The organism is Paraburkholderia sp. A1RI_3L (genome assembly GCF_048957895.1).
Classification (GTDB): domain Bacteria; phylum Pseudomonadota; class Gammaproteobacteria; order Burkholderiales; family Burkholderiaceae; genus Paraburkholderia; species Paraburkholderia kururiensis.
The window spans coordinates 427,711-439,776 of the sequence record NZ_JARCHA010000005.1 but is presented as its reverse complement, the minus strand read 5'-3'; the positions used below and the strand labels follow the sequence as shown (position 1 = coordinate 439,776).

12 protein-coding genes are annotated in these 12,066 nt (G+C 65.3%); 5 read left to right on the top strand and 7 right to left on the bottom strand.

Going from position 1 to position 12,066, the window contains the following annotated elements; translation table 11 throughout:
- The first annotated feature begins 392 nt into the window (after positions 1-392).
- The gene (locus tag PXJ20_RS17345; RefSeq protein WP_277597977.1) at positions 393-1,040 is read left to right on the top strand and encodes an HD-GYP domain-containing protein; all 648 of its coding nucleotides are present in this window, start codon (positions 393-395) and stop codon (positions 1,038-1,040) included.
- 143 nt (positions 1,041-1,183) lie between these two features.
- On the opposite strand, the gene PXJ20_RS17340 is transcribed toward PXJ20_RS17345, so the two are convergent.
- From PXJ20_RS17340 to PXJ20_RS17315, 6 genes are all read right to left on the bottom strand, one after another.
- A complete protein-coding gene (locus PXJ20_RS17340; protein WP_421029254.1) occupies positions 1,184-2,749 on the bottom strand; it encodes a methyl-accepting chemotaxis protein in 1,566 nt (521 codons plus the stop codon).
- A 227-nt stretch (positions 2,750-2,976) separates the two neighbouring features.
- The gene (locus PXJ20_RS17335) at positions 2,977-3,516 is read right to left on the bottom strand and encodes a hypothetical protein (RefSeq protein WP_421029255.1); all 540 of its coding nucleotides are present in this window, start codon (positions 3,514-3,516) and stop codon (positions 2,977-2,979) included.
- Between the two features lie 92 nt (positions 3,517-3,608).
- Positions 3,609-3,749, bottom strand: coding sequence for a hypothetical protein (locus tag PXJ20_RS17330; protein ID WP_017773949.1), 141 nt, complete (start codon positions 3,747-3,749; stop codon positions 3,609-3,611).
- Positions 3,750-3,753: 4 nt separating this feature from the next.
- A complete protein-coding gene (locus tag PXJ20_RS17325) occupies positions 3,754-4,029 on the bottom strand; it encodes a hypothetical protein (RefSeq protein WP_421029256.1) in 276 nt (91 codons plus the stop codon).
- A gap of 172 nt (positions 4,030-4,201) precedes the next feature.
- Positions 4,202-5,299, bottom strand: coding sequence for an NAD(P)H-dependent flavin oxidoreductase (locus PXJ20_RS17320; protein WP_421029257.1), 1,098 nt, complete (start codon positions 5,297-5,299; stop codon positions 4,202-4,204).
- Positions 5,300-5,473: 174 nt separating this feature from the next.
- Complete coding sequence (locus PXJ20_RS17315) at positions 5,474-6,985, bottom strand: CoA-acylating methylmalonate-semialdehyde dehydrogenase (protein ID WP_421029258.1); 1,512 nt, start codon at positions 6,983-6,985, stop codon at positions 5,474-5,476.
- 111 nt (positions 6,986-7,096) lie between these two features.
- On the opposite strand from PXJ20_RS17315, the gene PXJ20_RS17310 reads away from it, so the two are divergent.
- From PXJ20_RS17310 to PXJ20_RS17295, 4 genes are all read left to right on the top strand, one after another.
- Positions 7,097-8,089 (top strand): LysR family transcriptional regulator, encoded by a 993-nt coding sequence (locus tag PXJ20_RS17310; RefSeq protein ID WP_126877273.1) that lies wholly within the window; start codon positions 7,097-7,099, stop codon positions 8,087-8,089.
- A gap of 352 nt (positions 8,090-8,441) precedes the next feature.
- Complete coding sequence (locus PXJ20_RS17305; protein ID WP_126877274.1) at positions 8,442-9,056, top strand: TadE/TadG family type IV pilus assembly protein; 615 nt, start codon at positions 8,442-8,444, stop codon at positions 9,054-9,056.
- Positions 9,056-9,676, top strand: coding sequence for a TadE/TadG family type IV pilus assembly protein (locus tag PXJ20_RS17300; protein ID WP_017773943.1), 621 nt, complete (start codon positions 9,056-9,058; stop codon positions 9,674-9,676). The genes PXJ20_RS17305 and PXJ20_RS17300 overlap by 1 nt, the downstream gene beginning before the upstream one ends.
- A gap of 91 nt (positions 9,677-9,767) precedes the next feature.
- The gene (locus tag PXJ20_RS17295) at positions 9,768-11,273 is read left to right on the top strand and encodes a pilus assembly protein TadG-related protein (protein WP_421029259.1); all 1,506 of its coding nucleotides are present in this window, start codon (positions 9,768-9,770) and stop codon (positions 11,271-11,273) included.
- 23 nt (positions 11,274-11,296) lie between these two features.
- Here the strand turns inward: PXJ20_RS17295 and PXJ20_RS17290 are convergent, their stop codons facing one another.
- The gene (locus tag PXJ20_RS17290; protein ID WP_421029260.1) at positions 11,297-12,064 is read right to left on the bottom strand and encodes a methyltransferase family protein; all 768 of its coding nucleotides are present in this window, start codon (positions 12,062-12,064) and stop codon (positions 11,297-11,299) included.
- Positions 12,065-12,066: the final 2 nt, after the last annotated feature.

Genomic DNA, 12,066 nt, shown 5'->3' with positions numbered 1-12,066 from the left:
AGGACCAACACCACGCTCAAACCGGACATTTCTATCTAGCCAAAGTCCTGACATTTGAATCTGGCCTCGACATAATGTGTTAGTCCAAAGTTCAGATGTCGTGTTTTGACCTCGGTATGCTTACCCGTTCCCCATGGGACCTCGAAGCCGGCAATGCATCCAGCGACACTGGTGACAGTTTGGGCGTCCGCTATTCGGCCCATCGTACGCGGCCCGTCCGCCGGCTAACGGCCACCGAAATCTGCTTTCGTGCCGCGCCGATGTTTCCGTCGCGCAACCTGTGATATATGACCTATCCGTCTTCCCGTACGCAGCCGCAACCGGCTGCAAAGCCCACCGGCCTAGGGGCTGTTGTTCAGTGACGGCCGTCCGGGCTGCGGCGACGCGACAGCTTGAACCGCGACAGGTCGAACAATCATGATGAACTGAAGTGTAGGACTGCAATGTCGAATACCATGCCTCTTGCCGCTAATCTGGAATGTTCCCATGTGAACCGGGCACTGCTCGTCGCGCTAGACGAACGGGACGGCGACACATCCGGGCATTGCCTGCGGGTGGGTTTGCTCGCCGAATCGCTGGGGCACGCATTGGGCGTGCGCGACGCCGATCTCGTCATGCTGCGCGAAGCGGGATTCGCACACGACATCGGGAAAATCGCCATTCCGGACAAGGTGCTGTTCAAGCCCGGCGCGCTCGACGACACGGAATTCCAGGTGATTCAGGCCCATAGCGCCATCGGCGAGCGGATTCTGTCCTCGCAGAATTCGCAAGGCGCCGCCAACGCGCTGATTGCTGACGCAGTGCTCCATCATCATGAGCGGTACGACGGAACCGGCTATCCGTCCGGATTGAAGGCAGCCGATATTCCGTTCTGGTCGAGAATCATTGCCGTCGCCGATTGCTTCGATGCGTTGACCATGACGCGCCCATACCACGACGCCATGTCGGCCGGCAGCGCGGTCGACCTGATTGTGGCCAGTTCCGGAACGCATTTCGACCCCGACGTCGTAAGTGCATTCGTCGCGCTGCAGCCCGGCTAAAAGCAGCGTTTCGCCTTTGAAGACCCGCCGCGCGTCTCGCCGCGGCCGATCAGGCACTCGCGGTGCCCTTCCCCCGCGCCTCATTTGACTGAATCAGCCACTCCGGCACGGGGAAGCAGCAAGCCGACGCGGGTCAACTACGCTCACTGCCCGTCCCCTACATTGAACGCCGCCACCGCATCCTTCAGCGACGTCGCCTGTTCTTCGAGCGACTGCGCCGCGGCCGCGGCCTCTTCCACGAGCGCGGCATTGCGTTGCGTGACCTCGTCCATCTGCGTGACGGCGAGGCTCACCTGCTCGATGCCGCGGCTCTGTTCTTCGGATGCCGAAGCAATCTCGCCCACGATGTCCGACACCTGCTTGATGGCAAGCTTGATCTGATCCATGGTCGTGCCCACTTCAGTGGCCTGGGTCGCACCGTCGCGAATCATGGCTACGGAGGAACCGATCAGTTCCTTGATCTCCTTGGCCGCCGATGCCGAGCGCTGCGCGAGGTTGCGCACCTCGCCCGCCACCACGGCGAAGCCGCGCCCGTCTTCGCCGGCGCGCGCCGCTTCCACGGCCGCGTTGAGCGCAAGAATGTTGGTCTGAAACGCGATGCCTTCGATCACACCCGTGATCTCGGAAATCTTCGCGGAGCTGCTGTTGATCCGCTCGATCGTGTCCACCATGTGGTGCACCGCGGTGTTGCCGGCGCCCGTGATGTCCGTGGCGCGCGCGGCCAACGCGTTCGCCTCGCGCGCGTTGTCGGCGTTGTGCTTCACGGTCTGCGTCAGTTGCGTGAGGCTCGCGGCGGTCTCCTGGAGCGATGCCGCCTGTTCTTCGGTGCGCGCCGAGAGGTCCAGGTTGCCGCTCGCAATTTCGCCGGTGGCCACGGTGATCGTTTCCGCCGCGCGCCGGATGTGCTTTACGGTGCCGCCCAGCGCCTCGCGCATGGCGCGAATGCCCTGCATGAGGCTCGACGTATCGCCGCTGCGTGTTTCGACGGCCACCGTCAGGTTGCCGGACGCAATCTCGTGCGTGACCTGCATCGCGTGAACCGGGTCACCGCCTACCGTGCGTTCGATACTGCGATTGATGAGCGCAACCAGCAGTCCGAGCACTGCGGATACGGCGAGGAACAGGCCGACCGTCACATAGAGCGAGGTGTAGAAACTGTCCTTGATGTCGTCCAGGTACGCGCCCGTGGAGAGAATCCAGTTCCAGGGTTCGTAGCGCAGCACATAGCCGAGCTTCGGCACGGCCTTTGCCGGCTTCACGCCCGGGCGGGGAAACACGTAATCGACGAAGCCCGCGCCTTGCGGCCCCGTTGCGACCTGCACGAACGTGACGTAGTGATGCCGGCCGTCGGCGTCTGTCACTTTGGAAAGATCGGAGCCTTCGGTTTTCGGCTTCATGGGGTGCATGACCATCCGCGCGTTCCCATCGAGCACGAGGAAGTAGCCGTCGCTGCCGTAGCGGACGCCGCGCAGTCGCTCGAGCGCCTGTTTGCGCGCATCGTCTTCGCTCAACTTGCCGTCGTGCGCGAGCGCGGCGTACTCCTTCACGATGGAGAGGCCGATTTGCGCACTGTTGACGAGATCGACCTTGCGCTCTCCAAGGCGCGTCTCGTACGAGAGATAGGCCGCGGACACTGAAATGACGAGCAGTGCCGCGAGACTTGCGATGAGGGGCAGCCAGAGTTTCTGCTTGAAGCCGAGTGTGCGCATGGTGGTTTCACGTGAGGTTGCATCACCGACGGATGGACCGTCACTTGCGCCTGCTTCTGCGTCAGAAAACGACCATCGACAGACGCTGCACTGTATTACGGTCTTTCGCTGCGCGGACTGAAGAGAAATCCTGGCTGGATCGTGCCCTTTACGACTGGGGTTTTCCCTGCAATTGAGGGTTTATATGGGGATAACTTCGACGTTGCCTTACTGGCTATCTCGATGCCTTACGGTTTTTCATGCCCCGGCGCCTCGGAGCGCGAGGTCTTCACGACGACGCCGTCGGGCGAGAAATGCGCGTTGAACATGGCATCCGGCGACACGCCGCCTTCGTCCCAATGCCAGCTCCACACCTCTTCCTGGCTCAGCGCGTACTGCGCCACCTGGGCGGGCTTGCCGAGCAGGCGCCGCACGTCGTCCTTCGTCATGCCAGGCACCACGCGCGCGATGTTGGCGGCGCTCAGCGCCTGGGTGATCGCGACGAGCCGGCCGTTGGCATCGAAGTCGAGCATGTACGTGTGCGTGCCGTTGGGTCCGCGCGGATATTCGAGCCGCATCGAACCGTCGTCGTTTTGCCAGACGATTTCGGGTTTGCCGGCGTCGCGGCGCACGTCGTCGACGGTGGACACGCCGGGCTGGAGATGGCCGAATGCCATCGGGTCGGGCTTGATGGCGTTGACCACGTCGGCCACCTTCTGCTCGTCGCAGCCGGCGACGAGACTCATGGCGGCACAGGCCGCGAGCAGGCAAATGAAGCGTTTGGGCATGGAAGTCCTGTCAGGTGCGCCCGAATCGGCGCGAAATGGATGCCAATCGATGCAAATCGATGCGCCGCTCCAGATATGAAGGAGACCGGCCGCTAGAAGCGCGTGCCGGCATGGCAGCCGCCAAACGCGGCGCCGTTGGTCGCTGCGCCGCCGCAGCCGAAAATGCCGCAGCCGCCCTGCGCAAGCAAGGCGGCTGCTAGCAGCACGGCGGCGATGGCCTTGCGCACCGGCATGGGCTCAGCACTCGCCCTTCTTCGCGTGGCCGGGCGGGCAATGGCGATGGTCCTTGCCATGGCGCTGATGCGCGTTCCAGTCGTCGCGGCTCCAGTAGCGGTTGCCGTCGTAATAGCGATCGCCGTACCAGCCCGGCGAGACGACCGCGACTGGCGCGGGCGCCGTCACCACCGCGCCGGGGGGCAAGCCGACGTTGACGCCGATTTCCACGGCATGAGCCGCGAGCGAAAAACCGGCTGCGGCGACGCTGGCGAGCATCAGCAGGTGCGATTTCTTCATGATGTTTCCCTGAGACGAGATGTTTTCACGGAGGCGAATCCCCTCGCCGCCTGCCGACCGAAAACGTTCTGCAATCCTTCGGGTTGACGCTGCCCGCCCGTGACTCGCCTGACTTGACCATCTTTGACGATTGCGTGCGCTGCCACGCGGCGGACCGCCCTTGCCACTCGTCCTACGCTAGTCCCTGCAAGCGCCCGATCGTCTCCTTGAGTTCCGCTTCGAGCTGCGCCATGAGTTCGGCGGCCGGCATCTCGCGCGCGAGCGCCGCGGCCTGGCCCGCCCATTGCGCGCCATAACCGAATTCGCCCTTTGTTTTCGCCGCCGCGTGCAGCGCTTTGCCGGCGTCGTAGGCGATCGGGTAATCGGGCGTGGCGGGTGCCACAGGAGCACTGCCGAGTTCCGTGAAGCGGTTCAGCATGGCGCGCGCCGCGCGGCCCGAGATAGCCTGCGTGAGCGTGGTGTGGCGCGCGGCGTCGCCCAGAATCGCGCGACGGTAGCCTTCGTCGATCGACGTTTCGGGACACGCAACGAACGCCGTGCCCAGTTGTGCCGCCTGCGCGCCGAGCGCCAAGGCCGCGGCGATGCCGGCGCCATCCATGATGCCGCCCGCCGCGATCACAGGCAGATCGAATTCGCGCGTAAGCAACCGGGTCAGCGCGAACGTGCCCAACTGGTCGTCGCGTGCGGCCGGATCGAACACACCGCGATGGCCGCCGGCCTCGATGCCCTGTGCCACGATTGCGTCCACGCCGGCACTCGCGACCTGGGCGGCTTCATCGAGATTGGTCGCGCTCGCGAGCAGCCGGATGCCGGCCGCGCGCAGCTTCGCGATGACGTCGGCGGGCGGCAGGCCAAAGTGGAAGCTCACCACCGCGGGCTTTTCGTCGAGGAACACGGCAAGCATCGCGGGGTCCGCGACGAAGCTCGTATAGATCTCACTGAGGTTCGCTGGCGGCTCTGCGCCGTAGCGCTGGAACACGGGCGCGAGCCACTCGAGCCATTGCCGCTCCACGGCCGCGTTGGCAATGGCCGGCCGATGGCAGAACACGTTGACGTTGAACGGCCTCGCGGTGAGTTCGCGTGTGTCGCGAATCGCCTTGCGTGCGGCCTGCGCGTTCATCGCGCCTACGCCGATGGAGCCGAGGCCGCCCGCGTTCGATACCGCCGCCGCAAGCGCCGGCGTACCGACGCCGGCCATGGGCGCGAGCACGATGGGTTTGTCGATGCCGAGCCGACGCAGCAATGCGCGCGCCTCTCCTTGCTGGGTCATATCGCCCTCCTTTTGACCAAACGTGATGGGTACAGCGGGCAAGCATACTGCGGCAAGCGCATGCATGCCTTGCCCGTCGCCATCGCGGCGGGCAAGGCATCAACGGCGACGGCACCCGCCGGCAAGACGGGGGTTCCTGTCGGCAATGTCGGGAAGGACCCCGCGAGAGCGGCCTTACTTCGCCGTGGGCATGGCGAATTCCGCGCCCTTTGCGATGCTCTCGGGCCAACGCTGCATGATCGACTTCTGCTTCGTGTAGAAGCGCACGCCCTCTTCGCCGTATGCGTGCATGTCGCCGAACAGGCTGCGCTTCCAGCCGCCGAAGCCGTGCCATGCCATGGGCACCGGAATCGGCACGTTGATGCCCACCATGCCCACTTCGATACGGCGGCCGAACTCGCGGGCCACGTTGCCGTCGCGCGTGAAGCACGCCACGCCGTTGCCGAACTCGTGCGCATTGATAAGATCGACCGCTTCACCGAAGTCCTTCACGCGCACGCATGCGAGCACCGGCCCGAAGATTTCTTCCTTGTAGATGCGCATCTGCGGCGTGACGTGGTCGAACAGCGTGCCGCCCGTGAAGAAGCCGTCTTCGTGACCCGGCACCTTGAGGCCGCGGCCGTCCACCACGAGTTTTGCCCCCTCTTCCACGCCGAGCCCGATGTAGCCTTCAATGCGCTGCAGCGCCTCACGCGTGACGACAGGCCCCATCTCCGCATCGGCCTCCATGCCGTTGCCGATGCGCAGCGCGCGCGCGCGTTCGGCGAGTGCCAGCACGATCTTGTCAGCCACGTCGCCCACCAGCACCGCCACCGAGATCGCCATGCAGCGTTCGCCCGCAGAACCGTAGGCGGCGCCGATCAGCGCATCCACCGCCTGGTCGATGTCGGCGTCCGGCATCACCACGAGATGGTTCTTCGCCCCGCCGAGCGCCTGCACACGCTTGCCGAGCCGTGCGCCGGTTTCGTAGATGTAGCTCGCAATCGGCGTCGAACCGACAAAGCTCACCGCCTTCACGTCGCGGTGCGTGAGCAGCGCGTCGACCACCACCTTGTCGCCCTGCACGACGTTGAACACGCCGTCGGGCAGGCCGGCCTCCTTCAGCAGGCCGGCCATGAAGAGCGACGCCGAAGGGTCGCGCTCGCTCGGCTTCAGCACGAACGTGTTGCCCGACGCGATTGCGACCGGGAACATCCAGCACGGCACCATGCACGGGAAGTTGAACGGCGTGATGCCGGCCACCACGCCGAGCGGCTGGCGCACGGTCCAGTTGTCGATGCCGGTGGAAACCTGCTCCGTGTAGTCGCCCTTGAGCAGTTGCGGAATGCCGCACGCGAATTCGATGACGTCGATGCCGCGCGACACTTCGCCCTGCGCATCCGAGAACACCTTGCCGTGCTCGGCCGTGATGATGGCGGCCAGCTCGTCGCGATGCTGGTTCATGAGTTCGAGAAAGCGCAGCATGACGCGCGCGCGGCGAATGGGCGGCGTATCGCTCCACTTCGGAAAGGCCGCCCTGGCGCTCGCGACGGCGGCTTCCACGTCCGCGGCTTCGCCCAGCAGCAGCTTGCGGGCCCGCGCGCCCGTGGCCGGGTTGAAGACGGGCTGCGTGCGGCTGCCGGTGCCGGCAACACGCTCGCCATGAATGAAGTGACCGACGTCTGCGCTGTCGTTGTAGGCCTGCATGAGGAGCTCCTGTGCATACGGAATGGGATGCCTGTCAGTTTAGGAAGAGCCGGGCCGTCTGCAAAGGTGCTATCGTTGAACGCGTTGTTTGCCATTGTGAACAATGAGCGTATGGATATCGAAAAAATCGAAGGTCTGTGGACCCATCTGCACTGGCTCGCCATGCTGGCCGAACAGGGCAGCTATACGGCGGCCGCGGCGCGCCTCGGCGTCAGCAAGGCGGCCATGAGCCAGCGCATTTCCGAACTGGAGCGGGCCGCGGGCATTTCGCTCGTGCAGCGCACCACGCGCAGCGTGCGGCTCACCGAGGCCGGGCAGCGGCTCGTCGAGAACACGCGGCATCACTACGAGCAGATCGCGGCCAGCTTTGCGAGCGTGCGCGAACTGGCTGGCGTCGCGCGCGGATTGTTGCGCGTGACGGCACCCGTGGCGTTTGCGCGGCAGCAACTCGTGCCGCGTTTGCCCACATTTCTAAGGGCAAACCCTGAGGTGCGGGTTCAACTCGAAGTGTCGGACCGGCTCGTTTCGCTCGCCGCCGAAGGGTTCGATCTCGCCATCCGTCACAGCACCGACGCGCCCGACACCTGCGTCGCGTGGAAGCTGTGCGAAACGCGTTCGGTGATCGTGGCGACCCGCGCGTATCTGCGCCGCCGCGGCACGCCGACGGTGCCGGCCGACCTCGCCGGCCACGATTGCCTGTTCTACCCTCGCTCCACCGGTCCGGCGATGTGGTCGTTCGAGCACAAGGCAACGCGTCGGGCCGCCGCGAAGACGCCAGCGAAAGGGACGTCCAGACCCGCTGCGCCGCAGGTTGCCGAAACGATCGCGTTGCCCGTGAGCGGCCCGTTTTGCGCGAACAACAGCGAGACGCTGCGCGATGCCGCGCTGGACAACCTGGGTATCGCGCTTTTGCCCGACTTCACCGCCCAGGCGGCCGTGCGAGCGGGCAAGCTCGTGGAAGTGCTGCCCGAGTGGCGTATTACGGGCACGTTCGCCGACCAGCTTTATGTGCTGCGACCCTACACCTCGCACGTGCCGCGCGCGGTGAGCCTTTTCGTGAACTATCTGCGCGAGAGTTTTGCCGAAGGCTTCCCGCTCGCGTAGCCGGCCTTGCGCCTGTTCACATTGGAAACAGGCCGTAGTGCAATTCGACGCCGATCAAATTCACGGTGTGGCCAGGCTCAAGTCACTCTCAAGTCTCCGCGCTTGCGTGCCGATATTCGTAACGTAGCCGCCGTATTCGCCGAAGCGGCAAACCGTCAAAGCAGCGAAGTGGCAAATACGGCGTGCGGCATTCGTCCGACTTTTAGCTTTTCTAAATAAAACCCGGAAGAGTCCGCATCGCCTCCGCGCGAAGCATCCGTGGCGCCCGCGGTGCTTCCCGGCAGAGACTTACCGACTCACCGATTCACCGACTCACCGACTCACCGACTCACCGACACGAGGCTTGTCGCTCATGAGGAGACCCGATCCCCAACCGCTCGCGCGCAGGCGTGCTGCCGCGCCGGCTGTTGGCTCGCCGCGCATCGATGCCCGGCCGGTGCGGCTGCTCGCAAGCGTCGCGCGTGCCGCCGCGCCTTCGGAGGACCGCGGCGACTTCGCCATCGAGTACGCCATCGTGCTCCCGCTCTTTCTCGCAGTCGTGATCGGCATGTTCCAGTTCGGCGTGATCTTCACGACGCAGTCGCTGATGGACAACGCCGCGCGCGACGCCGCCCGGCTGATCCGCATCGGCACGTTCACCGGCAGTTCCGGCGGTTATTCGAGCGCGCTGACCACCGCCGTCTGCAATGACCTCACCGTGAGCGGCTTCAATCTTGTACCGTCGTGCTCGTCGAATATCCAGATCTATGTGGCCTCCGCCGCCTCGAGCACACCGGCGGGCAGCGGCTTCAAGACACTCGTGCCCGCCACCATCACCAACGGCGTGATGACGCAGACCAAGGCGGCGCTCTCGCCGAAGTACGACGTGATTCTCGAAGTCGGTTATCAGATGCCGTGGGTCGCTGCGTTCTTTTCGGGCAACGCGATGCTCACCTCCACCCTCGCCTTCCAGACGGAGCCCTACTGATGCGCACGGTTCTGCGCCGCGCAGGCGGCTTCGTGCAGGGTCTGCTTCACAACACGCGCGGGGTGGCGGCGCTCGAGTTCGTCTTCATCCTGCCGCTCATGACAGGCGTGCTGTTCGGCATCTACGAAATCGGGCAATACGCGCGCGTGAACATGCAGCTTGCGAATGCGGCGACGTCGATGGCCGATCTCGTCTCACAGCAGGCCGCAGGTGTTTCAGGCGGCACCACGGGCAGCCTCGGCAACTTCTGCGCAGCGGGGCGCCTGATGATGAACCCGTTCCCCGCCAGTGCGACATCGGGCGCAGGCTCGTTTTCAGCGGCCATTGCGAGCGTGACGAACTATACCGCCACGGGTGTCACGGTGGACTGGGAAAGCGACCACGCCTGCACCGTGACGGCCACGGCGCTCGGTGCCACGGCGAAAACGCTGGTCGCATCGCCCACGAATCTGGTGCCTAACGCGGGTACGCCCGGCGACAGCGTGATCGTCGTGCAGGTGACGTATCAGTACAGCTCGCCGATCCAATACCTGATTCCGTCTGCGTTCACGCTCACGCAAACCGCCTTCGCCCGGCCGCGCATCACGGGCACGATCGCGTGCGCGGCGCCCTGCTCCTGAGGACTCCCGCATGCCGTCCGCCACGTTGACCACGTTAGCCGCATCAGTCACGTCAGCCCCTTCGGGCAGACTGTGGGCCGCCAGAAACCCCGTGCGCACTCGCTTGCCGCGCACGGCGCGCAACCCCTTCGGCGCCGCCGCGGACGACTCGGGCTCCATCGCCGTCACGTTCGCGCTGCTGCTGATCCCCATGATGCTGATCTTCGGCCTCGTGGTGGATTACGCGCGCATGGTGCAGTGCCGCGCGGTTCTGCAGAACGCCGTGGACGAAGCGGCGCTCGCGGGCGCGAGCGTCTTCACGACCTCGGACCAGGGCGCGAATGCCGCGACGGTTGCCGCCAACTACTTCAATCGCGCGATTCTGCCCGCCACCATGAAGGCCGGCGCGCCCACCGTCACCACCAACGCAAACGGCACCATCAACCCGGCGCTCGGCACGGCCGTCGCCTACACCGTCACGGTTTCGGCCAACGCGACCGTCTCCACCACGCTGCTTTCGATGCTGCTGCCCTCGGTCTCGATGACGGCCACCGGCACCGCGAGCGATCCGGTGGTGTCCGCTAAGCTCGGTTTCACCAACGTCAATTCCGTGGCCTGCGACGGCAACGCCGTCTACCTGTACCAGGTGCCGAAGAACGCGAGCGGCTCCGGCTATGACTTCGGGGCCGTGCCCACGTGGTCCACGGGTTCCAGCGGCAATTACTACGAGATCGGCAACAGCACCGGCGGCTCCCTGCCCTCGGGTCAGGCACTGCCCACCATCAGCGCGAACCAGCCGCTCGGCGTGGCGATGGTGAACCAGACCAACGGCAACACGGGCAACTCGGGCTGCGGCGTGACGGTGACGGGTGCGAATTCCTACGGCGCGCCGCACAAGAGCACGCAGACGTTCTATTCGTCGCTGCTGCTGAACGGGCAGCCGCCCACGCAGAACTCCAACTACAACTACACCGTCACGGTTACGCAGAACTCCGGCGGAACCATCACGGGCGTCACGGCGACGGTGGGCAGCCAGACGTGGTCGGTGCCGGTCGCCTCGTCGTCGTACAACAACCTCTCCACCTATCTCGGCATCAATGCGCCCAGCACCGGCAAGTCGAACTGCACGTCGTCGTCCACGACGTCGGGCTCCGGCTGGAGCGCCACCACCACGACGGCCTACAACTGCCGCACCCAATATTTCACGTCGAGTTCATCGTCCACCCCGAACTGCGTGCTCTACGTGCAGACGGGTGTCACGCCGAGCTACCTCGGCGGGCTCTCGAATTCGAGTTCAGCGCCCGCCGCGGCACTCACCAAATGCTTCGCGCCGACCACGGGCGGCGGCAGCTACTCGGCGCCCACCTGCGCGCAACTCTCGGCCCTTCAGAGCGGCGGCTCGAACATCGCGCCTGCGGCGGTGTACTGGTGGGACGATGCAGGCGGCGTGGGCCCGGGCGAACAGTATTACGGCCCCTCCAGCCACTGCTCCGCGACCAGTTCGAACGGGCCGGGTTATGGCGAAGACTGCCAGTACAAGAACAACTTCTTCGCCATGCAGTGCCAGACGACCGGCGGCAGCGGAAGCGGTTTTACCGAGGTGGTGCTGAGTCAGTAGGCGTTCGGGCAGATCGCGGCGTCTCAGAACAGGCCCGGCATCACGCGATACCGCACGCGCCGCGCGTAGTCGCGATAGGCCGGGTCCTTGAGCAGCATCTTTTCCTCGCGCAGTACGCGATACCCCTGCAACGCCCACAGCGAAACGAGGATGAGCAGGTTGCGCACGCCGAAGTTCGCCGCAAGAAAACCCACGTTGGTGATGAAGTACCCCACATAAATGGGGTGACGCAGCACGCGGTACGGCCCGCGCACCACGACGCCGCGGTTGGCGGGCAGGATGCCGTACGAGCGGCGCAGCGTGAGCTTCGCGCTGATCTGCAGGGCCATGCCGGCGATCTGCAGGCCCGCCGCGACGGTTTCAGGCAGCACGCGCGAGCCCGGTGCCAACTGGAACGCCACGAAGTAGAAGCTCGCGCAGGTCGAGATCACCACGGTGAGCGGATGCCAGTCGCGCTCGCGCGGCACGCGCGTGCAGACGGCGAGCGCGAGCGTGATCGCCTCAGACACGACGAGCAGCATCAGCGTGAGCCGCGTGGGGTCGCGATAGAACTGATGCAGCGCCGAGGAAACGAACATCGAGAACATCAGCACGGCGCCGAGCCGCACCGCGATTTCGGTAGCGAACCGGCCCGGTGTGAGGGGCGGCTTGAGATCCGCTGCCGTCGCTGCAATGGCCTCGCCCGCGTGCTCCGGGTTCAGGAAGTCCAGGCCCGTTGCCGGCGCCTCTGGCGCGCCACGCTGCCCGGCCTCGGCTACCGTCGGCAGCGGCATTGACGTCGTCGTTTTCATGA